Here is a 24,771-nt window from a genome sequence, read left to right as displayed (position 1 = left end):
ACGCCCGGTTACATTCCGAACCCGGAAGCTAAGCCTTTCAGCGCCGATGGTACTGCAGGGGGGACCCTGTGGGAGAGTAGGACACCGCCGAACAAATATTGAAGGAGGCCCCGGCCCCGAGCTTTGTCTCGTGGGTCGGGGCCTTTTTTGCTGCCCGTCACCCGGCGTTCATATCGCGCCGGGACGCTGGACGCCCCGAACAGGCGGAGGTGTGGAGACGTGCAGCAGATGACGACTGCCGGACCGCGGCACAGGATCGCTTCGGACACGACGGCCGCAGCTCTTCGCGACGCGCTGGTGGGGCTCGGGATACGTGGCGGCGACGAGGTCATCGTGCCGTCCTTCGGGCCGGGCGGGCCTGCCGACGCCGTACGGCTGGCCGGCGCCGTACCGGTCTTCGCCGACATAGACCCGCGGACTTTCTGCCTCGACCCGGAAGCGGTCGCGGCCGGCGTGACCTCCCGGACCGCCGCCATCGTGCCTGTGCACGTCTTCGGACACCCGGCGCCCATGGCGGAACTCACCGAACTGGCGGAGCAGCGTGCGCTGGCCCTCGTGGAGGAAGGCGAAGTCGCCGACGAGGCGGGGGCGGTGGCGCGGCGGCGGGCGCACGCGCGGTTTCTGGACTCGGCGTTGAGGGGTGTCGTCGTGCCCTACACGGCGCCGGGGGCGCACCACCTCTACCACCGCTACACCGTGCGCGTTCCGGGTAACGGGCGGCCCGACCGGGACGCCTTCGCCGCAGCCCTGGCGGCGCGCGGGGTGCGGGCGACCGTGAGCGTACCCGTGCCCGTACACCGGATGCCGGCGCACCGGTCGGGGGACATGCTGCCGGAGACCGAGCGGGTGGCGGCCGACACGCTGTCGCTGCCGGTGCATTCCGGCATCACGCAGCGGGAGTTGACGCACATCGCGGACACCTGCAACGCGCTCGGCGGGCTCATGTGACGGGGCCGCGAGTCGGCGGGAGATGCCCACTGCCGGGACCGGCTGCTGAGTTTCCCGCACAGCCGTTCATGGGCTACGATCTTCCCGTCGACGCGCCCCAATAGCTCAGTCGGTAGAGCGTCTCCATGGTAAGGAGAAGGTCTACGGTTCGATTCCGTATTGGGGCTCTGACAAGGAAAGGCCTCCCGCCGAGTGCGGGAGGCCTTTCTGCTGCTCGGGAGCCTGCTGTCCGGGAGACCGGCGGTCAGCTCTGCGGGAGGGTCGGGACGCGCATCGCCAGGATGGCCATGTCGTCGGACGGGGCGTCGGCGGCGAAGCGTTCGACCGCGCGCTGGATGCGGGCGGCGACGGCGCCCGCGGTCAGGCCCGTGCACGTGGCGAGGACGTCCGCGAGGCCGTCGTCGCCGAGCATCCGGGTGCCCTCACGGCGTTCCGTGACCCCGTCCGTCACGCACAGCAGGACGTCGCCCGGGTCGAGGGTCACGGACTGCTCGACGAGCTCCAGGTCGTCCATCACGCCCAGCAGCGGCTGCGGTTCGGCGGCGGGCTCCACCGAGCCGTCCGGGCGCAGCCGCAGTGGCAGTGGGTGGCCCGCGCAGACCATGCGCAGTACTGCGCTGCCGTCGTGCTGCGGCCACAGCTCGCCGTAGAGGAGGGTCAGGAAGCGGCTGCGGGCGCCCTCGTCGAGGATGGCGGCGTTGAGGCGTTCCAGGACGGCGGGGCCGCCGAAGCCCTCGCGGGCGAGGAGGCGGAGGGCGTGCCGGGCCAGGCCCGTGACGGCGGCGGCCTCGGGGCCGGTGCCGCAGACGTCGCCGATGGCGAAGCCCCAGCAGCCGTCGCGGATGGGGAAGAGGTCGTAGAAGTCGCCGCCGACCTCGTTGCCCTCTCCGGCTGCGCGGTAGACGACCTCGACCTCGACGCCGGGGACGTGCGGCAGCTCCGGCGGCAGGAGGCTGCGCTGGAGGGCCTGGCTGATGGCGGTGCGCTCGCTGTAGAGGCGGGCGTTGTCGAGGGCGAGGGCCGCCCGCCGGGACAGGTCCTCGGCCAGCTCCAGGATCTCCTGGCGGAAGCGCTCGTCGGTGGGCTTGCCGAGGGTGAGCATGCCGATGACGCGGTTGCGCGCGACGAGCGGCAGAACGACCGTCTCGCCGCCGACGGCGGCCGCGGTCGCGAGGGCGACACCGGGCGCGCTGACCGGGCGGCCGGGGAGGGTGGCCGCGCCGCTGGGGCCCACGCCGAGGCTGCGCAGCGAGGCGCGCAGGGCGCTGGAGTGGGCGGCGTCGGAGGGCGCGGTCCAGGCGCGGGCGCCGGGGGTGGGGTCGGGTTCCGGCGGGCGGACCTGGGAGAGGAGGGCCTTGATGCCGTCGATGCGGTCCTCGTCCTCGTGCAGGACGAAGGCCAGCTCCGGCTCGGACTGCTCGGCGATGGTGTAGACGGCGCACCAGCTGGCGAGGGTGGGCACGGTCATCTGTGCCATGAGCGCGAGCGTCTGGTCGCGCTCCAGGGTTCCGGCGAGCAGGTCGGAGGCCTCGACGAGGAAGGACAGCGAGCCGCGGCGGAGCCGCTCCAGCTCGGTCAGCCGGGCGCTCTCGACGGCCAGCGCGATGCGGTCGGCGGCGAACTGGAGCCGCAGCGCCTCCTGGTTGGAGTAGCGGCCCGGGGCCTCCGCGGCCACGCCGAGCGAACCGGTGAGCCGGCCCTCGACCTTGAGCGGCACGGTGACGACGGAGCGCATGCCCGTACCGGACAGCAGGGGTACGGCGCCGGGGACGGCGGTGAGGTCCTCGTGGACGGCGGGCATCCGGGCGCTGCCGTAGCGGCCGGTGCCGGCCTCGACGGGGACGCGGGCGAAGCGCTGGCGGGCGGAGGGCAGACCGGTGGAGGCGCGGACCTCCAGCTCGGTCTCGTCGTCGGTGGCGAGCAGCAGGTAGGCGGCGTCGCCGTCGAGCATGTCGCGGGCGCGCTCCACGGTGCGCTGCAGCAGTCCGTCGAGGTCGTCGGGGGCGGGGGAGCCGATGAAGACCTCGAAGGCGTCGTTGCTCTTGCCGCGCTGCGCGAGGTTCGGCTCGGAGGGCGCGGAGCCGCGCGACGGGCTCTCCAGGATGGCGCGCTCCTCGGCGCGTACCAGCAGGCACACCGTGGAGGGCTCGCCGGCGCTGTCGCGGATGCGCAGGTGGGAGCCGTAGACGGGCAGGACCCGGCCCGCGCCGTTGCGCAGTCCGTAGGTGCCTTCCCAGCGGGAGAGCTGGAGGGCCTCGGCGAGGCCGAGGCCGGTGCCGGGGGTCTGCGGCCAGGCGGTGAGGTCGGCGAGTGACTTGCCGACGACGTCGGCGGCGGGGTGTTCGAAGAGTTCGGCCGCGTCGTCGTTCCAGCGTGTGACGGTGCCCTGCCGGTCGACCTGGACGACGGCGACCCGGACCCGCTCGTCGGCCTCGGGGAGGTCGGCGGCGGCCAGCAGCGGGCCGGCCGAGCGCGTACCGGCGGGGCGCTCGGGCAGGTCGAGCTGGAACCAGACGTGCTTGCCCGCGGCGGTGTATTCCACACCCCAGCGGCTGGCGAGCGCGGCGCACAGCAGCAGCCCGCGGCCGCCTTCGTGGTCGGGGTCCCGGTGCGGGCGGCCGCGGCCCTGGAGCGGTACCTCGCGCTCGGGGTAGTGGTCGGCGACCTCGACGCGTACGGCTGTCTCGTAGCGCAGACAGCGCACGTCGGCGGCGGTTCCCGCGTGGACGACGGCGTTGGTCACCAGTTCGCTGGTCAGGACGACGGCGTCGTCCACCACGTCGGCGAAGCCCCAGCCGTGCAGTGTGTCGCGTACGAACGCCCTGGCCACGGCGACGGACCTGCCGACCGGTTCGAAGCTGGCCGTTGCCCGAGCCGTGATCACGGATCTCCTCATGACGGATTCGCTGGTCTCCCGCGGACGCCGCGCGCGGATGCCGGGTGCGGTCGCCCGCCCCTGCACACCGCGTCGTCCTGCCATCAGGCAAGGCTAGTGCGTCGGACACCGGCCGTCCCGTGGGTGGTCAAACCGGAACGTTCCGCGCCGGATGGGGGGCGTACGCGGGGCGTGCGCCCGTGCACACGGGGGGCGACGGTTCCTAGCGTCAACGCTTCTGTTGCGCACGGGTTACTCCGGATGTTGTGGGCCCGGCAGACGAAAGTGGAAGACTGGAGGGGCTCAACTCGGTTACATGCAGGTCGATCGACCCTCCAGGAGGGACACGGTGGAGTCTGGCGCATCGGCGCGGGGCGCGGTCACGCGTACGAAGAACGGGCGTTCCCGGGCCGGGGGGACCGTAGAGGTCGACGCGGCCGCGCTCACCAAGCTGCTCTCCGCGCTGTCGGCGATGCGGGACGGCAATTTCCGCCGCAGGCTGACGGTGACCGGCGACGGGGTGATGGCCGAGGTGGCCGCCGTCTTCAACGAGGTCGCCGACCGCAACCAGCACCTCACCGGGGAGCTGGCCCGGGTCCGCCGGGTGGTCGGCCGGGAGGGCAAGCTCACCGAGCGGCTGGAGACGGGGGCCTGCGAGGGCGCCTGGGCGGCCGCGATCGAGGCGTCGAACGCGCTGGTGGACGACCTGGTGCGGCCCGTGTCCGAGGTGGGCCGTGTGCTGTCGGCGGTGGCCGAGGGCGACCTGGAGCAGCGCATGGACCTGCGCGCCCAGAACGCCGACGGGACCGGGCACCCGCTGCGCGGCGAATTCCTGAAGGTCGGCCGTACGGTCAACGGCCTGGTGGACCAGCTGTCGGCGTTCACCGACGAGGTGACGCGCGTCGCACGCGAGGTCGGCACCGAGGGCAAGCTCGGCGGGCAGGCGAAGGTCCGCGGGGTCGCCGGGTCCTGGAAGGACCTGACGGACTCCGTCAACACCATGGCGTACCGCCTGACGGCGCAGCTGCGCGACATCGCCACCGTGACGAACGCGGTGTTCAAGGGCGACCTGTCGCGCAAGGTGACCGTGCATGTCGACGGCGAGATGCTGGAGCTCAAGAACACCGTCAACACGATGGTGGACCAGCTGTCGTCCTTCTCCTCCGAGGTGACCCGGGTCGCGCGCGAGGTGGGCACCGAGGGCGAGCTGGGCGGCCAGGCCCAGGTGCCGGGCGTGGCCGGCGTGTGGAAGGACCTCACCGATTCGGTGAACCTGATGGCCGGCAACCTGACGGCCCAGGTGCGGGACATCGCGCAGGTCACGACCGCGGTCGCCAACGGCGACCTGACGCAGAAGATCACCATCGGCGCGCGCGGCGAGGTCGCGCAGCTCGCCGAGACGATCAACGCGATGACCGAGACGCTGCGCACCTTCGCCGACGAGGTCACCCGCGTCGCCGGGGAGATCGGCGCGGAGGGCCAGCTCGGCGGTCAGGCGCAGGTGCCGGGTGCGGCGGGCACGTGGAAGGACCTGACGGACTCCGTCAACACCGCCTTCCGCAACCTGACGGCCCAGGTGCGGGACATCGCGCAGGTCACGACCGCGGTGGCGGGCGGCGACCTGTCGCAGAAGGTCACGGTGGACGTCTCCGGCGAGATGCTGGAGCTGAAGAACACCGTGAACACGATGGTCGACCAGCTGTCGGCGTTCGGCGCCGAGGTGACGCGGGTGGCCCGCGAGGTCGGTGTCGAGGGCATCCTCGGCGGGCAGTCGCAGGTGCCCGGCGCGGCGGGGACGTGGAAGGACCTGACGGACTCGGTCAACACCGCCTTCCGGAACCTGACCGGCCAGGTCCGCAACATCGCGCAGGTCACGACGGCGGTCGCCAACGGCGATCTGTCGCAGAAGGTCACGGTGGACGTCTCCGGCGAGATGCTGGAGCTCAAGAACACCGTGAACCGCATGGTGGACCAGCTCGGCTCGTTCGCCGCCCAGGTGACGCGGATGGCCACCGACGTGGGTACGGAAGGGCGCCTCGGCGGCCAGGCCCGGGTCGACGGGGTCAGCGGCACCTGGAAGGACCTGACCGACTCCGTCAACTTCATGGCGGGAAACCTGACCTCGCAGGTGCGGCAGATCGCGCAGGTCACGACGGCGGTGGCGCGCGGTGACCTGTCGCAGAAGATCGACGTGGACGCGCGCGGCGAGATTTTGGAGCTGAAGAACACCATCAACACGATGGTCGACCAGCTCTCCTCCTTCGCCGAGCAGGTGACCCGGGTCGCCCGTGAGGTCGGCACCGACGGGCGCCTCGGCGGTCAGGCGCAGGTGCCGGGGGTCGCCGGTGTGTGGCGCGACCTGACCGACTCGGTGAACTTCATGGCCGGCAACCTGACGGCCCAGGTCCGCAACATCGCGCAGGTCGCCACCGCGGTGGCGCGCGGTGACCTGTCGCAGAAGATCGACGTGGACGCGCGCGGCGAGATCCTGGAGCTGAAGAACACCCTCAACACGATGGTCGACCAGCTCTCCTCCTTCGCCGAGCAGGTCACGCGGGTGGCGCGCGAGGTCGGCACCGAGGGCATCCTGGGCGGCCAGGCCGAGGTCAAGGGCGTCTCGGGCACGTGGAAGGACCTCACGCAGTCCGTCAACTTCATGGCGAACAACCTCACCAGCCAGGTCCGCAACATCGCCGACGTCACCAACGCGGTCGCCCAGGGCGACCTGTCGCGGAAGATCACCGTCGATGCGAAGGGCGAGATCCTCGCGCTGGTCACGACCGTGAACACGATGGTGGACACGCTGTCGGCGTTCGGTGACGAGGTGACCCGCGTCGCCCGTGAGGTGGGTACCGAGGGCCAGCTCGGCGGCCAGGCCCGGGTACGGGACGCGTCGGGCATCTGGAAGGACCTGACCGACAACGTCAACCTGATGGCGAACAACCTGACGGGCCAGGTGCGGTCGATCTCCTCGGTGGCCACCGCCGTCGCCAACGGCGACCTGACCAAGAAGATCACCGTCGAGGCGCGCGGCGAGGTCGCGCAGCTCGCCGAGACGATCAACACGATGGTGGACACGCTGTCGGCGTTCGGTGACGAGGTGACCCGCGTGGCCCGCGAGGTGGGCACCGAGGGCATCCTGGGCGGCCAGGCGCGGGTGCCGGGCGTCTCGGGGACGTGGAAGGACCTCACGGAGTCCGTCAACGGCATGGCGTCGAACCTGACGGGCCAGGTGCGGCAGATCGCCCAGGTGACGACGGCGGTCGCGCGCGGCGACCTGTCCAAGAAGATCGACGTGGACGCGCGCGGGGAGATCCTGGAACTCAAGACGACCATCAACACGATGGTCGGGCAGCTCTCCGCGTTCGGTGACGAGGTCACGCGCGTCGCGCGCGAGGTGGGTACGGAAGGACGGCTGGGCGGACAGGCCCGGGTGCCCGGAGTCTCCGGCATCTGGAAGGACCTCACCGAGTCGGTGAACCTGATGGCCAACAACCTGACCAGCCAGGTCCGCAACATCGCCCAGGTCGCCACCGCGGTGACCCGCGGCGACCTCAACCTGCGCATCGACGTGGACGCGGCCGGCGAGATCCTGGAACTCCAGGACTACATCAACACCATGATCGTGCGCCTGCGCGAGACGACGCTGGCCAACAAGGAGCAGGACTGGCTCAAGGGCAACCTGGCCCGTATCTCCGGTCTCATGCAGGGCCGCCGGGATCTCGGCGACGTGGCCGCCCTGATCATGAGCGAGCTGACGCCGGTCGTGTCCGCGCAGCACGGCGCCTTCTACCTCGCCGAGGACACCACGGAGGTCGGCGAGGAGTACGAGCTGCGGCTGCGCGGCAGCTACGGCTTCTCGCGCCGCGCCATGTCGACGGTCTTCCTGCCCGGCGAGGGGCTCATCGGGCAGGCCGCGGTGGAGAAGCGGCCCATTCTCATCGAGAACGTCCCGCCGGGTTATCTGAAGATCACCTCGGGGCTGGGTGAAGCACCGCCCGCCCATGTGATCGTGCTGCCGGTGCTGTTCGAGGGCCGGGTGCTCGGCGTCATCGAACTGGCGGCTTTCCAGCCGCTCACCGAGATCCAGAAGGACTTCCTCAACCAGATCACCGACATCATCGCCATCAGCGTCAACACGATCAGCGTCAACACCAAGACGGAGTATCTGCTCAAGCAGTCGCAGGAACTGACCGAGCAGTTGCAGGAGCGGTCGGGCGAACTGGAGAACCGGCAGCGTGCGCTGCAGCTCTCCAACGCGGAACTGGAGGAGAAGGCCGAACTCCTGGCCCGGCAGAACCGCGACATCGAGGTCAAGAACACCGAGATCGAGGACGCCAGGCAGGTCCTGGAAGAGCGTGCGGAACAACTCGCCGTCTCGATGCGCTACAAGTCCGAATTCCTCGCCAACATGTCGCACGAGCTGCGTACGCCGCTGAACTCGCTGCTCATCCTGGCGAAACTGCTCGCGGACAACGGTGACGGCAATCTGTCGCCCAAGCAGGTCGAATTCGCCGAGACGATCCACAGCGCCGGTTCCGACCTGCTGCAGCTGATCAACGACATCCTGGACCTGTCGAAGGTCGAGGCGGGAAAGATGGACGTCTCGCCGACGCGTATCGCACTGGTGCAGCTCGTCGACTACGTGGAGGCCACCTTCCGGCCGCTGACCGCGGAGAAGGGCCTGGACTTCTCGGTGCGGGTCTCGCCGGAGCTGCCGGTGACGCTGCACACCGACGAGCAGCGGCTGCTGCAGGTGCTGCGCAACCTGCTGTCGAACGCGGTCAAGTTCACCGACAGCGGCTCGGTGGAGCTGGTGATCAGGCCGGCCGGCAGCGAGGTGCCGCAGTCGATCCGCGAGCAGCTGCTGGAGGCGGGCACACTGCGCAGCCCCGACCAGCCGCTCATCGCCTTCTCCGTGACCGATACGGGTATCGGCATCGCGGCGGGCAAGATGCGGGTGATCTTCGAGGCGTTCAAGCAGGCCGACGGCACGACCAGCCGCAAGTACGGCGGCACGGGCCTCGGGCTGTCGATCAGCCGGGAGATCGCCCGGCTGCTGGGCGGCGAGATCCACGCCGACAGCCAGCCGGGCCGCGGTTCGACCTTCACGCTGTACCTGCCGCTGAGCCTGGGCCGGGACGCCGACATCCCGCAGGCGACGCCGCAGTTGCCGGCCGGCGCCGGCGAGCAGGACGGCGCCGCGGGCGGCCGTACCCGCAGCCCCGGCAGCAGCCTGGCCCGGCTGCGCCGCCGCTCGGCCCTGCAGGCCCCGCAGCCCGCGGCCGCGGTGGAGAGCGGCGAGAAGGCGGCGGCGCCCGAGCGGTGGGTGGAGCAGGACGAGCCCGCGGAGTCGCGCTTCACCGGCGGCTTCAACGGCGAGAAGGTGCTCATCGTCGACGACGACATCCGCAACGTCTTCGCGCTCACCAGCGTCCTGGAGCAGCACGGGCTGACGGTGCTCTACGCCGAGAACGGGCGCGAGGGCATCGAGGTGCTGGAGCAGCACGACGACATCGCGATCGTGCTGATGGACATCATGATGCCGGAGATGGACGGTTACGCCACGACCACGGCGATCCGCAAGATGCCGCAGTTCGCCGGGCTGCCCATCATCGCGCTGACGGCAAAGGCGATGAAGGGCGACCGGGAGAAGAGCATCGAGTCGGGAGCGTCGGACTATGTCGCCAAACCGGTGGACACCGACCACCTCCTGAGCCTCATGGAACAGTGGATGCACTCGCGTTGAGCAAGAAAGTTGAATTTTTTCCGACCGGAGGGTCCCTCGCACGTGTGAGGGCGCGAGGATGAGGGAACCTTCTCGTCTCCGCCAGCGTTTTCGGTGCGTGGTGAGTGACGTGGCGGTGACAGGGTGTGGCGAACGGCGGGGTGCGGCTACCATGACCGGCACAAGGACGGGCGGCGCGACGGAGTCGTCCCTGGGGGCGGCGACCGGCGTGATGCCGGGGCGAGGAGGGCGGGCCATGGTGCAGAAGGCCAAGATCCTCCTGGTCGATGACCGGCCGGAGAATCTGCTGGCGCTGGAGGCGATTCTCTCCGCGCTCGATCAGACTCTGGTCCGGGCATCGTCCGGGGAGGAAGCGCTCAAAGCGCTGCTCACCGACGATTTCGCGGTGATCCTGCTCGATGTGCAGATGCCGGGCATGGACGGCTTCGAGACGGCGGCGCACATCAAGCGGCGGGAGCGGACACGGGACATCCCGATCATCTTCCTGACCGCGATCAACCACGGCCCGCACCACACCTTCCGGGGCTACGCGGCGGGCGCGGTCGACTACATCTCGAAGCCCTTCGACCCGTGGGTGCTGCGGGCCAAGGTGTCGGTCTTCGTCGACCTGTACATGAAGAACTGCCAGCTGCGCGAGCAGGCCGCGCTGCTGCGGCTGCAACTGGAGCACGGCGCGCCGTCCGGCACGGGCTCCGACGGCTCGAAGGAGCCCGCGGGCCTGCTCGCCGAGCTGTCGGCGCGGCTCGCCGCCGTCGAGGAGCAGGCCGAGGCGCTGGGCAAGCAGCTGGGCGAGTCCTCGGACGCCGCCGCGGTGGCCACCGCGGCCCACCTGGAGCGCAAGCTGACCGGTCTGCGACGCGCGCTGGACGCGCTCGACCCGGGCAGCGGCGGCGGGATCGTACGGCAGTCCGCCGGCGGCGAGTAGCGCCGCCGGGGCCTGGCGGCAACGGAGGTTGACGCCGGGTCAACGGGGCCGCGGGAACCGCCCGACACGAACGGGCGTATCCACAGGGGCACGTGTTCACCGATCACAAGGGCGGTAACCTCGGCACCATGGCCCCACGTACGTCCGGCACCGCCAAGAAAGCTCCGGCGAAGCCTGCGGCCAAGAAGCCCGCCGCGAAGAAGACGGCGGCCAAGAGCGCCGCCGCGAAACCGCCCGCCAAGAAGGCGGCAGCGGCGCCCAAGCCCGCGCCGAAACCGGCGCCGTCACCGACCAGCGGCATCCTGCGGATGTTCCGCGCCCTGTGGCTGGGCCTCGCGCACGCCGTCGGCGCGGTCTTCCGCGGCATAGGGCGCGGCGCCCGCGGACTCGACCCCGCGCACCGCAAGGACGGCCTGGGCCTGCTCCTGATCGGTCTGACGCTGGTGGTCGCCGCCGGTACCTGGTCGAATCTGCGCGGCCCGGTCGGCGACCTGGTCGAGCTGCTGGTCACCGGCGCCTTCGGGCGGCTGGACCTGCTGGTGCCGCTGATGCTGGGCGCGGTCGCGGTGCGCCTGATGCGGCACCCGGAGCAGCCGGAGGCCAACGGGCGGATCGTGATCGGCCTGTCCGCCCTCGCCATCGGCATCCTCGGGCTGATCCATGTGGCCTGCGGCTCGCCCGCCCGCAGCGACGGGGCCACCGCGCTGCGCGACGCCGGCGGCCTGATCGGCTGGGCCGCCGCCTCCCCGCTCGTCTACACCGTCGGCGGCTTCCTGGCCGCGCCGCTGCTGCTGCTGGTGACGCTGTTCGGGCTGCTCGTCGTCACCGCCACCCCGGTGCACGCGGTGCCGCACCGGCTGCGGGCGGCCGGCGCCCGGATCGGCCTGTACGCCCCGCCGCCGGACGTCGACGCCGTGCCGCTGGAGGAGTTCTTCGACGACGAGGAGGAGCAGGCGGGGGCAGCCGACCGCGGCGGCGCCGCGGACGAGTCGCCGGTGCGCCGACTGCCCCGGCGGCCGGCCAAGCGGGACGAGCCGTACGACATGGAGAGCGACGGCGCCGACCCGGCCGCGGGGCTGCCCGCCGAGCCGCTCGGGGACGAGCCGAAGCCGCGCCGCCGGCCGCGCCGCCGTACCGAGACGCTGCCCGCCGCGCAGGGCGACGCGCCCGACGCGGTCGACGTCGCCGCAGCCGCGGCCGCCGCGCTGGACGGCGCGGTGCTGCACGGCCTGCAGCCGTCGCCGCTGGTCGCTGATCTGACCAGCAACCTGCGCAAGCCGGTGCCCGCCGCCCGCGCGCAGGAGGACACCGGCCCGGACGGTGTGCCGGACCTGACCAAACCGAACCCGGAGTCGGGCGAGCCGCTGCCGCCGCGCGCCGAGCAGCTCCAGCTCTCCGGCGACATCACCTACGCGCTCCCCTCGCTCGACCTGCTGGAGCGCGGCGGCCCCGGCCGTACCCGCAGCGCCGCCAACGACGCGGTGGTGGCGGCGCTCACCCAGGTCTTCAAGGAATTCAAGGTCGACGCGGTCGTGACCGGCTTCACCCGCGGCCCGACGGTCACCCGCTACGAGGTGGAGCTCGGCGCGGCGGTCAAGGTCGAGCGGATCACCGCGCTCGCCAAGAACATCGCCTACTCCGTCGCCAGCCCCGATGTGCGGATCATCAGCCCGATCCCCGGCAAGTCCGCGGTCGGCATCGAGATCCCCAACAGCGACCGCGAGATGGTCAACCTCGGGGACGTACTGCGCTCCGCCGACGCCGCTGGCGAGGACCACCCGATGACGGTGGCGCTCGGCAAGGACGTCGAGGGCGGCTACGTGATGGCCAACCTGGCGAAGATGCCGCACGTGCTCGTCGCGGGCGCGACCGGCTCCGGCAAGTCCTCCTGCATCAACTGCCTGATCACCTCGGTGCTGGCCCGCGCCACCCCGGACGAGGTCCGTATGGTGCTGGTCGACCCCAAGCGCGTCGAGCTGACCGCGTACGAGGGCATCCCGCACCTGATCACGCCGATCATCACCAACCCCAAGCGGGCCGCCGAGGCGCTGCAGTGGGTGGTGCGCGAGATGGACCTGCGCTACGACGACCTGGCCGCGTACGGCTTCCGGCACATCGACGACTTCAACGCCGCCGTGCGCTCCGGCCGGGCCAGGACCCCGGAGGGCAGCGAGCGCGAGCTGACGCCGTACCCGTACCTGCTGGTGATCGTGGACGAGCTGGCCGACCTGATGATGGTCGCGCCGCGCGACGTCGAGGACTCCATCGTCCGGATCACCCAGCTCGCCCGGGCCGCCGGTATCCACCTGGTGCTCGCCACCCAGCGGCCCAGCGTCGACGTCGTCACGGGGCTGATCAAGGCCAACGTGCCCTCCCGGCTGGCCTTCGCGACGTCCTCGCTCGCCGACAGCCGGGTCATCCTGGACCAGCCCGGCGCCGAGAAGCTGATCGGAAAGGGTGACAGCCTGTTCCTGCCGATGGGCGCGAACAAGCCGATCCGGATGCAGGGCGCCTTCGTCACCGAGGACGAGGTCGCCAAGGTCGTCGAACACTGCAGGGCACAGCTCACACCGACGTACCGCTCGGACGTCACGGTCGGCAGCGGGCCGAAGAAGGAGATCGACGAGGAGATCGGCGACGACCTGGACCTGCTGTGCCAGGCCGCGGAGCTGGTGGTCTCCACGCAGTTCGGCTCGACGTCGATGTTGCAGCGCAAGCTGCGTGTGGGCTTCGCCAAGGCGGGCAGGCTCATGGACCTGATGGAGTCGCGCGGCATCGTCGGCCCCAGCGAGGGCTCGAAGGCGCGCGACGTGATGGTGAAGGCGGACGAACTGGACGGGGTCCTGGCCGAGATCCGCGGCGGGGCGTGACCGGACGGTCGGGGCAGGCGCCACCGCGGACCCCGGGTCCGCGGCCGGCGGCCCGCCGCGACACGCGGTGGCGGCCGAAAACCGATCGGATTCTTCGGGCAACCGTTTGATCTGTTCGTACGTCAACTTCGGCAGGGAAGGCGGCATCCTGATGGCGTACACATTTCCGCCGCCCGCTTGCCTCCCGGTTTCGGCACCCTCTTAGACTGATCCCCCAGCGGCTGCACGTTCGAAAGGCGCCCTCGTGTCCCTCGGCAACACGCCCACCGAAGACCGGCCTTCGGTCGGCCACGCCCTCGCCCAGGCCCGTACCGCCGCCGGACTGTCCGTCGACGAGGTCAGCGCCGTCACCCGGGTGCGCGTTCCCATCGTGCAGTCGATCGAGCAGGACGACTTCTCGCGCTGCGGCGGCGACGTCTACGCCCGCGGCCACATCCGCACGATGGCCCGTGCCGTGGGACTCGACCCCGAGCCGCTGATCGCGCAGTACGCGGCGGAGCACGGCACGGAGACCGTGCCCGCGCCCGTCGCCCCGGTCTACTCGAACGAGCGCATCAAGTCCGAGCCGCGCCGGCCCAACTGGACCGCCGCCATGGTCGCGGCGATCGTCGCCGTGATCGGCTTCGTCGGCTACACCGCCTTCACCGGCGGCGACAACGGCAAGACCCCCAAGGCCGACCCCGCGCCGCCGACCCCGAGCAGCACCAGCACCACCCCCGGCGTGCAGACGACGCAGGGCACCATGCCGCCGTCGCCCGACCCGACCGGCAGCGCCATCGCCGCGGCGCCTCCCGGCAAGGTCACCGTCAAGATCACCGCGGAGGACGGCACCAGCTGGGTGCAGGCCACCGACCACAACGGCAAGCGGCTCTACCAGGGCTCGCTCCTCAAGGGCGACTCGCAGACCTTCACCGACGACAAGAAGATCAAGCTGATCGTCGGCAACGCCGGAGCGGTGCAGCTGTTCGTCAACGGCAAGGACCTCGGCCCGGCCGGCTCCAGCGGCCAGGTGGTCAGGCTCACCTACACCCCCGGCGACCCGACGCAGGGCTGACCGCCGCGTACGGCGCCGGTCCGTCGCGTGTCCGGCGCGGCGCCGGTGCACGTCGGGCCCGGGTCCGGTGCAGGTCCGGGCGCCTCCCCGGTGCACGTCCGGCGCCGGGGAAGGGATCCGGCCGTAACCGACGAGGCGGGAGGGGTCCGACAGGGCACCGGGTAGTCTGAGTGCATGCCCGAACCCCGTACCGTCGCCCTTGTCACGCTCGGATGCGCCCGTAACGAAGTGGACTCCGAAGAGCTCGCCGGACGGCTGGCGGCGGACGGCTGGCGGCTCGTCGAGGACGCCGCGGACGCCGACGTGGCGGTCGTCAACACCTGCGGCTTCGTCGAGGCGGCCAAGAAGGACTCTGTCGACGCCCTGCTGGAAGCCAACGACCTCAAGGAGCACGGCCGCACCCAGGCCGTCGTCGCCGTCGGCTGCATGGCGGAACGCTACGGCAAGGAGCTGGCCGACGCGCTGCCCGAAGCCGACGGAGTCCTCGGTTTCGACGACTACACCGACATCTCCGAGCGGCTGCGCACCATCCTGAGCGGCGGCGTCCACGCCCCGCACACCCCGCGGGACCGGCGCAAGCTGCTGCCGATCAGCCCCGCCGAGCGCCAGTCGTCAACCGTGGCGCTGCCGGGTCACTCGCAAGAGGGTCACCCGAACGGCGGTATCCCGGAAGCTGCCGACGGCCCCACTGCGGACCTCGCCGACCTGCCGGCCGGAGTCGCGCCCGCCTCGGGGCCGCGCCCGCCACTGCGGCGCCGGCTCGACTCGGGCCCTGTCGCCTCGGTGAAGCTCGCCTCCGGCTGCGACCGCCGCTGCACCTTCTGCGCCATCCCGTCCTTCCGCGGCTCGTTCATCTCCCGCCGCCCCTCCGACGTCCTCGGCGAGACCCGCTGGCTCGCCGGGGAGGGCGTCCGCGAGGTGATGCTCGTGAGCGAGAACAACACCTCCTACGGCAAGGACCTCGGCGACATCCGCCTGCTGGAGACGCTGCTGCCGGAGCTTGCCGCGGTCGAGGGCATCGAACGCGTCCGGGTCAGCTACCTCCAGCCCGCCGAGCTGCGCCCCGGCCTCATCGACGTGCTGACCTCCACGCCCGGCGTGGTGCCGTACTTCGACCTGTCCTTCCAGCACTCCGCCCCCGGTGTGCTGCGCGCGATGCGGCGCTTCGGCGACACCGAGCGCTTCCTGGACCTGCTCGCCGCCATCCGCGCCAAGGCGCCGCAGGCGGGCGTGCGGTCCAACTTCATCGTCGGCTTCCCCGGTGAGAGCGAGGACGACCTCGCCGAGCTGGAGCGCTTCCTCAGCGCCGCGCGCCTGGACGCGATCGGGGTGTTCGGCTACTCCGACGAGGAGGGCACCGAGGCCGCCGGCTTCGACGGGAAGCTCGACGAGGACGTGGTCGCAGGCAGGCTGGCCCGCGTCTCCCGGCTCGCCGAGGAGCTGACCGCGCAGCGCGCCGAGGAGCGCGTCGGGGACACCGTCCAGGTGCTCGTCGAGACCGTGGACGAGGAGACGGGCGAGATCACCGGGCGGGCCGACCACCAGGCGCCGGAGACGGACGGGCAGGTCCTGCTCGTGCCCGTCGACGGTGTGCGGGCCGAGCCCGGGGATTTCGTGACGGCCAAGGTGACCGGGGCGCAGGGCGTCGACCTGGTCGCCGAGCCGCTGGGCGCGGCGGTGAGCAGATGAGCGGAGCGCCCGCGCCGGCGGCCTCTCCGCCCCCGTCGTCCTCGTCCTCCGCAGCCGGCGGGGCGGGCCTGGCGGGGGCCACGGTGGCGCCCGAGGAACTGGTCCTGCCGGCCGCGGACGGTGCGCCGGCGGACAAGGCGGGGCTGTGGAACATCGCCAACCTGCTGACGATGACCCGACTGGTGCTGGTGCCCGGCTTCGTGCTGCTGCTCGTGCACGACGGCGGGGACGACCCGGCGTGGCGCTCCTTCGCCTGGGCGGCGTTCGCCGTCGCCATGATCACCGACCTCTTCGACGGCGAGCTGGCGCGGCGCTACGGCCTGGTCACCGACTTCGGCAAGATCGCCGACCCGATCGCGGACAAGGCCATCATGGGCGCCGCGCTCGTCGGGCTGTCGGCGCTCGGCGACCTGCCCTGGTGGGTGACCGCGGTGATCCTCTTCCGGGAGCTGGGCATCACGCTGATGCGCTTCTGGGTGATCCGGCACGCGGTGATCCCGGCGAGCCGGGGCGGCAAGCTCAAGACGCTCACGCAGGGCGTCGCGGTGGGGATGTACATCCTGGTGCTCACCGGGCCGCTGGCCAGCCTGCGGGCGTGGCTGATGGGCGCCGCTGTGGTGCTCACCGTCGTGACGGGGCTGGACTACGTCCGGCAGGCCGTCTCGCTGCGCCGGGCGGGCCTCGCGGCGGAGCGGGCGGCACGGGCGGCGCAGGACCCCGGTGCGGCGGACGCCGGCGGGGCGGAAACGGGCGCTACGGGCTCCGCGGGGGGCGCGGACCGGCCGGGGGAGGGCGGATGACCGGTACGGCCGCGGAGGTGCTGCGGCTGCTGGGGGAGCGGGGCGGGACCCTCGCCGTGGCGGAGTCGCTGACCGGGGGCCTGCTGGCCGCGGAGCTGACCGGGGTGGCGGGCGCCTCCCGGAGCTTTCGCGGCTCGGTCACGGCGTACGCGACGCCGCTCAAGGAGCAGCTGCTCGGCGTGGACGGGAAGCTGCTGGCCGCGCGGGGCGCCGTGGACGCCCAGGTCGCGCGGGAGATGGCCGAGGGGGTACGGCGTCGGCTCGGCACCGACTGGGGTGCGGCCACCACCGGGGTCGCCGGGCCGGAACCGCAGGACGGGCAGCCGGTGGGCACCGTGTTCGTGGCCGTCGCGGGACCGGACGGTGCCGGGGAGGTCGCCCCGCTGCGGCTCACCGGGGACCGGGCCGAGATCCGCCGCGCATCGGTCGCGGCCGTACTCGATCTGCTGGCCGAGCGACTGCGGAAGTCCTCGGAATAACCGGCCCGGTGTGCGTTCGGCGGCGGCAGGGAGGGAAGAAGAGCGGGAAGGGCGATGTTTGCAGCCCTGAGTGAACACGTCTTCGCGCCCCGCACGGCCAGTGCCCGAGGCGGTACGGTGGGGCGAGAAGGATGCGGTACCGCGATCCGAGGAGGGAGCCACCGATGATTCTGCTCCGTCGCCTGCTGGGTGACGTGCTGCGTCGGCAGCGCCAGCGTCAGGGCCGCACCCTGCGTGAGGTCTCCTCGTCCGCCCGGGTCTCGCTCGGCTATCTGTCGGAGGTCGAGCGGGGGCAGAAGGAGGCGTCCTCCGAACTGCTCTCAGCGATCTGCGAGGCTCTGGACGTCCCGATGTCGGAAGTGATGCGCGAGGTCAGCGACGACCTGTCGCTCGCCGAGCTGGCGCAGTCCGCGGCGTCCGAGTCGGGCACCGCTCCCATGCGGCCGCTGCTCGGCACCGTCACGTCGGTCACTTCCGTCACGTCCACGCCGGACGAGCGGATCACCATCAAGGCGCCGAAGAAGTCCGCGGAGGCCGTGGACGTGGTCGCGGCCTGAGGCCCGGCTGCCGCCGGTCCCACCGGTGCGCCACGGTCACACGACCCACCGGGCCTGACGCCGACGTGCACGTCGGCAAGTGCACGACCCCGATCCGCCGCCGGGCAGCCGCCCGGCGGCGGATCTGCCTTTGCCGTGTTCGAAAAGGCAGGGCAGGGTAGGCGGAGAAAGCCAGAAGACGGTCGAATCCGGTCGGAACCGGATTCGGCGGCGTCTGTTTCGCGTTCGTCCGCTGGGAGAACCGCATGAGTGTCGTGAAGAGCCCGCTGTCCGAGCAGGACCGCAAGGTCGTGGGGGAGGCCCTCCAAGGCGCGCTGGTCGACCTTCTCGACCTGTCGCTGGTGGCCAAGCAGGTGCACTGGAACGTGGTGGGGCCGCGCTTCCGTTCGATCCACCTCCAGCTCGACGAGGTGGTGGACAGCGCGCGCACCCACTCCGACACCGTGGCCGAACGGGCCTCGGCGATCGGCGTGTCGGCGGACGGCAGGGCCGGCACGATCTCCAAGACGAGCGGCATCGACGCCGTCACCAACGGGTGGGTCAAGGACACCGAGGTCGTCGAGATCATGGTGGCCGGGCTGCACGCCGTGATCACCCGGATGCGGGAGCGCATCGAGGTGACCGCCGATCCCGACCCGGTCAGCCAGGACCTGCTCATCGGCCTCACCGCCGACCTGGAGAAATTCCACTGGATGTTCCAGGCCGAGAACAGCGCCTGACCGCGCTGCCGCGCATCGCCAGCTCGGGGAATCGGGGGCCCGCCTACTCGGGGTCGGAAGGAGGCGGCCATGCGACCGCTTCGAGCACTCCCGGAATTCCCTGCTCCGCTGCCTGCCGCCGTGGTTCCTGCCCCGGTCGGCCCTGCTCCCGGCTCCCCGCCCGGTGGTCCCGCTGCGCGGGGGCTTCCGGGCGGTCGGCGGGCGCGTTGTGTGATCGGGGTGATCGGCGGGGTGCTGTGGTGGGGGGCGGTGCTGGGGCTGGCCGTGGGGCCGGGGTCGGCGCTGTCCTGGGCGAGCGCGGTTGCCGCGGGGGGCTGGGGTCTCGGCCTCATCCCGCTGCACGCCGTGCCCGCGCACGTCCGCCGAGTGAGGGCCGTCTCTTCCCGGGCAGCCCGTTCAGGCGCCGGCGGGCAGGACTGACCCTCGGCGCGGAGGCGGGGGTACGTGCGCCTGCGGGCGCGGACACGCCTCAGGGGGCGTCGCCGGGCACAGGGCCGCGCTGGCACCGCGGGCACCAGTACGCCACCCGCTGCCGGTCGGCGGGCCCGTGCTCGCCGCCGCGCACGGTGGTGCCGCAGCGCAGGCACGGCCGGTGCGCCCGGTCGTAGACCCAGTGCATGCGGCCCCGCCGGGTGTCCCCGGTCGTCACATGGCCGGGACGCGCCTTGTTGGCCTCCAGCAGCCGCTTCGCCAGCACCACCAGCTTGTCCGGCGCCGGCACCTCCCCGAACGGCGTCCACGGCGTCACCCCGCGCAGGAAGCACAGCTCGGCGACGTAGACGTTCCCGATGCCGGCGAGATTGCGCTGGTCCAGCAGCGCTTCCCCCACCGGTCGCCCCGGCTCTGCTGCCAGCCGCCGCAACGCCTCCGCCGGATCCCATCCGGGACCGAGCAGATCCGGCCCCAGATGGCCCACGACCTGCGACTCGTCCGCCGTTGCCAGCAGCGCCAGCACGGGCAGCCGGTAGCCGACCGCTGTCCGCTCAGCCGTCTCCAGCACCGCCCGCACCTGGTGCTCGGGCCCGCCTCGCCATCGCTCGCCCGGCGCGTAGAGATGCCAGGCGCCGTCCATCCGCAGATGTGAGTGCAGCGTCGCGTCCCCGTCGAGCCGGGTCAGCAGGTGCTTGCCGCGCGGCACCACCTCCAGGACGCGTCGCCCCGCCAGATCGACGGTGGCCAGCTGCGGCACCCGCAGATCCGCGCGCACCAGCGGGCGCCCCGCCAGCGCGGCATGCAACCGGTGGGCGGTCAGCCAGACCGTGTCTCCTTCAGGCACCCCTCCATGATGCCGTGCCGCTCCTCCCGCCGGACCGGCAGCGGCCCACCGCCGTCCGCCTCGCCCCGCGGTCCGGGCGCCGGTGGGCCGCCAAGATCGTCAGGAGCTGTCCCGCAGGCGCAGCCCGCGGGGCGTCGCGTGGAAGCCGGCCGCCTCCAGGGCCCGGCCCAGCGGTGAGGTCAGGGCCGGCTCGCCGTTGGTGCGCTCCACCGTGAGCTTGCCCAGCGCCCCTTCCCGGACCGCGAGAGCCAGGGCGTCGGCCGCGGCCTGCACCCGTATCTCTTCCACGGGCCAGGCCAGCAGCGTCTTGCCGCCCCGCTCCACGTAGAGCGCGAGCTCTCCGTCGGTGAGCACCACCAGGGAGCCCGCTTTGCGACCCGGCCGGTGGCTGACGCCCGGCGGCTGCTCGGGCCAGGGAAGCGCGGCTCCGTACGGATTCGCCGGATCCGCCGCCGCCAGCACCACCGTCCTGGAGTGGCCGGAACCCTCCTCCGCGCGCTCACGCGCGGTGCTCATCGCCCGCAGCCGGTCCACCGCCCCCTCCATCGCGAACTGCGCAGCCCCCAGCCCCTCCACCACGTAGCCGCGCCGGGCGTGCCCGGTCTCCTCCAGCGCCGCCAGCACCCGGTACGCGGCGGAGAAGCCGCCCTCCACACCTTCGGCTGCCACCGCGCCCCTGGTGACGACGCCGTGCCGGTCGAGCAGCGCGTGCGTCAGGGCGTGCGCCCGCCGCGTCGGATCCTGCTCGGGCGCGGGGACGAGGGACCAGCGTCCCGCCGTCGTGGGCGGGCCGTTGCGCGACGCCGTGGCGCGCGGCGCCGCCCTTCCGGCGAGCGAGCTGTACCTGCCGCGGGGCACCGCCCGCGGTGCGCGGTGCGCGGTCGCCCCCGCCGTACGCCCGGAGCCGAGGAGCGCCCGCAGCGGGGCGAGGGTGTCGTTGGTGAGCCGGCCCGACCAGGCCAGCTCCCAGATCGCGTCGGCCAGCTCCGGTTCGGTCACTTCGAGACCCGCGGCCCGCACGTGGTCGGCGATCTGCCGGAAGAACAGTCCGTAGCCGCCCGACAGCGCCGCCAGCACTGCGCGGTGCAGGGGGCTCGGCTCCAGTGGCTGCGGCGGGGGCAGCAGCAGCGGGGCGTTGTCGGCGGAATAGAGGGAGATCCAGCCGTCCTTGCCGGGCAGCGCCCCGGCCCCCGCCCAGAGGATCTCCCCCGAGGCCGTGAGCTCGTCCAGCATCGCCGGGGTGTAGCCCGTGACACGTGAGGGCAGGACCAGCTTCTCCAGGGCGGAGGCCGGCACAGCCGCGCCCTGCAACTGCTCGATCGCCCGGGCGAGACCGTCCATGCCCCGCAGACTGTGGGTGCCGACGTGCTGCCACTGCGGCAGGAAGACACCCAGCGTCGCGGGCGGTACGGGCTCCAGCTCCTGGCGCAGCGCCGCGAGCGATCTGCGCCGCAGCCGGCGCAGCACCGTGGCGTCGCACCACTCCTGGCCCGCGCCGCCGGGGCGGAACTCGCCCTGCACCACCCGGCCCGCGGCGGTCAGTCGTTGCAGGACTCCCTCCACGACCGCCGTCCCCAGCCCGAACCGCGCCGCCGCCTCCGCCGTGGTGAAGGGCCCGTGCGTGCGCGCGTAGCGGGCCGTCAGATCGCCGAGCGGATCCTTGACCGGCTCGGTGAAGGCGACGGGCACGCCCACCGGCAGGGCCGTGCCGAGCGCGTCCCGCAGCCGTCCGGCGTCCTCGACCGCCGCCCAGTGCTCGGAACCGCCGATCCGCACCCTGATCGCGCGCCTGGCCGATTCCAGGTCGTGCGCCCACGCCGGTTCGGCGCCCCTGGCGGCAAGCTCTGGCCAGGTCAGCGGCCCGAGCAGCCGCAGCAGATCCGCCACGCCCTCGGCGTCCTTGATCCGGCGTTCGTCGGTCAGCCACTGCAGTTCGCGGTCCAGCTCGGCCATCACCTCGGGGTCGAGCAGCTCGCGCAGCTCGGCCTGGCCCAGCAGCTCGGCGAGCAGCCGGGAATCCAGCGAGAGCGCCGCCGCCCGCCGTTCCGCCAGCGGCGAATCCCCCTCGTAGAGGAACTGCGCCACATAGCCGAACAGCAGCGACCTGGCGAAGGGCGAGGGCTCGCCGGTGGTGACCTCCACCAACCGGACCCGGCGCGCCTCGATGTCGCCCATCAGCTCCACGAGCCCGGGAACGTCGAAGACGTCCTGCAGGCACTCGCGCACCGCCTCCAGCACGATCGGGAACGACCCGAACTCCGAGGCGACCGCCAGCAGCTGCGATGCCCGCTGCCGCTGCTGCCACAGCGGGGTCCGTTTGCCGGGGCTGCGGCGCGGAAGCAGCAGGGCGCGGGCGGCGCACTCGCGGAAGCGGGACGCGAACAGCGCCGAACCGCCGACCTGGTCCGTGACCAGCTGCTCGACCTCGCCCTTGTCGAAGACGATGTCGGCGGCGCCCACGGGCGACTGCTCCGGATCGAACTCCGCGCCCGGGTGCGCCGGCGCCACGTCCAGCAGATCCAGGCCCATCAGGTCGGCGTCCGGCAGCCGGAGCACGATGCCGTCGTCGGCGTGCATGGCCTGGGCGTCCAGGCCGTACTTCTCCTGGAGCCGTGCTCCGAGGGCCAGCGCCCACGGCGCGTGGACCTGCGCTCCGAAGGGCGAGTGGACGATCACCCGCCAGTCGCCCAGCTCGTCGCGGAAGCGCTCGACCACGATCGTGCGGTCGTCCGGCACGTGACCGCAGGCCTGCCGCTGCTCGGCGAGATACGCCAGCACATTGTCCGCGGCCCAGGTGTCGAGGCCCGCCTCCGTCAGCCGCTCACGCGCCGGGCCCTCGGCCAGCGCGCCCACCTCGCGCAGCCACGCTCCCAGCGCCCGGCCCAGTTCGAGCGGCCGGCCGAGCTGATCCCCCTTCCAGAAGGGCAGCCGGCCGGGCACGCCCGGCGCCGGGGACACCAGGACCCGGTCCCGGGTGATGTCCTCGATCCGCCAGGAGGTGGTGCCCAGCGTGAAGACGTCGCCGACCCTGGACTCGTAGACCATCTCCTCGTCCAGCTCGCCGACCCTCCCGCCGCCCTTCTTCGGGTCGGAGCCCGCGAGGAACACCCCGAACAGACCGCGGTCCGGGATCGTGCCGCCGGAGGTCACGGCGAGCCGCTGCGCTCCCGGCCGGCCGGTCAGCGTGTTCGCCACCCGGTCCCACACCAGCCGCGGGCGCAGTTCCGCGAAGGCGTCGGAGGGGTAGCGGCCGGCGAGCATGTCGAGGACCGCCACGTATGCCGAGTGTGGCAGCGAGGCGAAGGGCGCCGCGCGCCGGACCACGGCCAGCAGCTCGTCGACGTCCCAGGTGTCCAGCGCTGTCATCGCGACGATCTGCTGGGCCAGCACGTCCAGCGGGTTGGACGGGACCCGCAGCGACTCGATGGCCCCCTCCCGCATCCGCTCGGTGACCACGGCGGACTGCACCAGGTCGCCGCGGTACTTCGGGAAGACCACGCCCTTCGAGACCGCGCCCACCTGATGCCCGGCGCGGCCGACCCTCTGGAGTCCGGAGGCGACCGACGGCGGGGACTCGACCTGCACGACCAGATCGACCGCGCCCATGTCGATGCCGAGCTCCAGGCTCGACGTGGCGACGACCGCCGGCAGCCGGCCGGCCTTCAGATCCTCCTCGACCAGCGCCCGCTGCTCCTTGGACACCGATCCGTGGTGGGCGCGGGCCAGCACCGGCGCCGCGCCGCGGGCGGCACCCGACTGGGCCATGATCTGGGCAGGCGACTGGGCCTCGGGGAGCGGGGCGCCCTCGGCGCGCTCGTGGCCGATCTCGTTGAGCCGGTTGCAGAGCCTTTCCGCGAGCCGCCGCGAATTGGCGAAGACGATCGTCGAGCGGTGGGCCTGCACCAGATCGGCGATCCGCTCCTCCACATGCGGCCAGATCGACGGGCGCTCGGCAGGGCCCGCGGCCGGACCGGTGTGCTCCGCCGCATCGGCGACCGGCGAGCCGCCCAGCTCGGCCAGATCCTCCACCGGCACCACCACCGAGAGGGCGAACTCCTTGCGGGAAGCCGGCTGGACGATCGACACCCTGCGCTGCGGTGACAGGTAGCGGGCGATCTCGTCCACCGGGCGGACGGTGGCCGACAGGCCGATGCGCCGGGCGGGGCGGTCCAGCAGCCGGTCCAGACGCTCCAGGGACAAGGCCAGGTGGGCGCCGCGTTTCGTACCCGCGACCGCGTGCACCTCGTCCAGGATCACCGTCTCCACCCCGCTCAGCGCCTCGCGCGCCGCGGAGGTGAGCATCAGGAACAGCGACTCCGGCGTCGTGATGAGGATGTCCGGCGGCCTGGTGGCCAGCGCGCGCCGCTCCGCCGGCGGGGTGTCGCCGGAGCGGATCCCCACCCGCACCTCGGGCTCGGGCAGCCCGAGGCGCACCGATTCCTGGCGCAGGCCTGCGAGCGGGCTGCGCAGGTTGCGTTCCACGTCCACCGCGAGGGCCTTCAGCGGTGAGACGTAGAGCACCCGGCAGCGCTTGCGCGCCTCGGCCGGCGGGGGAGTGGAGGCGAGCCGGTCCAGCGTGGCGAGGAAGGCGGCGAGTGTCTTGCCGGAGCCCGTGGGCGCGACCACCAGCACGTCGGAGCCCCCGGCGACAGCCGTCCACGCCCCGGCCTGCGCGGGGGTGGGCTCGCTGAACGCACCGGTGAACCACGCGCGGGTGGCCGGTGAGAAGGCGTCGAGACTGCGGTGATCGGACATGCCACCATCCTGCCTCGCAGCACCGACACCCCGCCGAGTACGACGCACGACCTGTGGATAACCCATGGCGCGGGC

At 72.5% G+C, this 24,771-nt stretch carries 13 protein-coding genes, 1 tRNA gene and 1 rRNA gene; 12 read left to right on the top strand and 3 right to left on the bottom strand.

Annotated elements, in window-relative coordinates:
* The 3 genes from rrf to ACH4SL_RS36020 form a co-directional block, all read left to right on the top strand.
* Positions 1-93: ribosomal RNA gene (gene rrf, locus ACH4SL_RS36030) — 5S ribosomal RNA — on the top strand; the annotation flags it as partial.
* A 135-nt stretch (positions 94-228) separates the two neighbouring features.
* On the top strand, positions 229-948 hold the full coding sequence (locus ACH4SL_RS36025) for a DegT/DnrJ/EryC1/StrS family aminotransferase (protein WP_398454189.1): 720 nt from the start codon (positions 229-231) through the stop codon (positions 946-948).
* 94 nt (positions 949-1,042) lie between these two features.
* A tRNA-Thr gene (locus tag ACH4SL_RS36020) sits at positions 1,043-1,115 on the top strand.
* A 77-nt stretch (positions 1,116-1,192) separates the two neighbouring features.
* Here the strand turns inward: ACH4SL_RS36020 and ACH4SL_RS36015 are convergent.
* The gene (locus ACH4SL_RS36015; RefSeq protein ID WP_398454213.1) at positions 1,193-3,832 is read right to left on the bottom strand and encodes a SpoIIE family protein phosphatase; all 2,640 of its coding nucleotides are present in this window, start codon (positions 3,830-3,832) and stop codon (positions 1,193-1,195) included.
* A gap of 340 nt (positions 3,833-4,172) precedes the next feature.
* On the opposite strand from ACH4SL_RS36015, the gene ACH4SL_RS36010 reads away from it, so the two are divergent.
* The 9 genes from ACH4SL_RS36010 to ACH4SL_RS35970 all read left to right on the top strand — a co-directional run bounded on the left by ACH4SL_RS36010 (position 4,173) and on the right by ACH4SL_RS35970 (position 18,665).
* Complete coding sequence (locus tag ACH4SL_RS36010; RefSeq protein ID WP_398454187.1) at positions 4,173-9,572, top strand: HAMP domain-containing protein; 5,400 nt, start codon at positions 4,173-4,175, stop codon at positions 9,570-9,572.
* 235 nt (positions 9,573-9,807) lie between these two features.
* On the top strand, positions 9,808-10,497 hold the full coding sequence (locus tag ACH4SL_RS36005; protein ID WP_398454211.1) for a two-component system response regulator: 690 nt from the start codon (positions 9,808-9,810) through the stop codon (positions 10,495-10,497).
* 128 nt (positions 10,498-10,625) lie between these two features.
* Positions 10,626-13,367, top strand: a complete 2,742-nt coding sequence (locus ACH4SL_RS36000) for a DNA translocase FtsK (protein WP_398454185.1) — start codon at positions 10,626-10,628, stop codon at positions 13,365-13,367.
* Positions 13,368-13,611: 244 nt separating this feature from the next.
* On the top strand, positions 13,612-14,421 hold the full coding sequence (locus ACH4SL_RS35995; protein ID WP_398454182.1) for a helix-turn-helix domain-containing protein: 810 nt from the start codon (positions 13,612-13,614) through the stop codon (positions 14,419-14,421).
* A gap of 174 nt (positions 14,422-14,595) precedes the next feature.
* Positions 14,596-16,110, top strand: coding sequence for a 30S ribosomal protein S12 methylthiotransferase RimO (gene rimO, locus ACH4SL_RS35990; RefSeq protein ID WP_398454180.1), 1,515 nt, complete (start codon positions 14,596-14,598; stop codon positions 16,108-16,110).
* Complete coding sequence (gene pgsA / locus ACH4SL_RS35985) at positions 16,107-16,910, top strand: CDP-diacylglycerol--glycerol-3-phosphate 3-phosphatidyltransferase (RefSeq protein WP_398454177.1); 804 nt, start codon at positions 16,107-16,109, stop codon at positions 16,908-16,910. The genes rimO and pgsA overlap by 4 nt, the downstream gene beginning before the upstream one ends.
* Positions 16,907-17,389, top strand: coding sequence for a CinA family protein (locus tag ACH4SL_RS35980; RefSeq protein ID WP_398454175.1), 483 nt, complete (start codon positions 16,907-16,909; stop codon positions 17,387-17,389). Before pgsA ends, ACH4SL_RS35980 begins: the two co-directional genes overlap by 4 nt.
* Positions 17,390-17,553: 164 nt before the next feature.
* Entirely contained in the window at positions 17,554-17,946 is a 393-nt protein-coding gene (locus tag ACH4SL_RS35975) for a helix-turn-helix domain-containing protein (RefSeq protein WP_398454172.1), read from the top strand.
* A 245-nt stretch (positions 17,947-18,191) separates the two neighbouring features.
* Positions 18,192-18,665 carry a Dps family protein gene (locus ACH4SL_RS35970; protein WP_398454170.1) on the top strand — a complete coding sequence of 158 codons (474 nt, stop codon included), beginning with the start codon at positions 18,192-18,194 and terminating at the stop codon, positions 18,663-18,665.
* Positions 18,666-19,134: 469 nt separating this feature from the next.
* Here ACH4SL_RS35970 and ACH4SL_RS35965 read toward each other — a convergent pair whose 3' ends face one another.
* Both ACH4SL_RS35965 and ACH4SL_RS35960 read right to left on the bottom strand, forming a co-directional pair.
* Entirely contained in the window at positions 19,135-19,941 is an 807-nt protein-coding gene (locus tag ACH4SL_RS35965) for a DNA-formamidopyrimidine glycosylase family protein (protein WP_398454168.1), read from the bottom strand.
* Between the two features lie 99 nt (positions 19,942-20,040).
* Positions 20,041-24,696 (bottom strand): ATP-dependent helicase, encoded by a 4,656-nt coding sequence (locus ACH4SL_RS35960; protein ID WP_398454166.1) that lies wholly within the window; start codon positions 24,694-24,696, stop codon positions 20,041-20,043.
* Positions 24,697-24,771: the final 75 nt, after the last annotated feature.

The organism is Streptomyces sp. NPDC021020 (assembly GCF_044333285.1).
In the GTDB taxonomy this organism is placed as follows: domain Bacteria; phylum Actinomycetota; class Actinomycetes; order Streptomycetales; family Streptomycetaceae; genus Actinacidiphila.
This window is presented reverse-complemented; position numbering and strand designations above follow the sequence as displayed.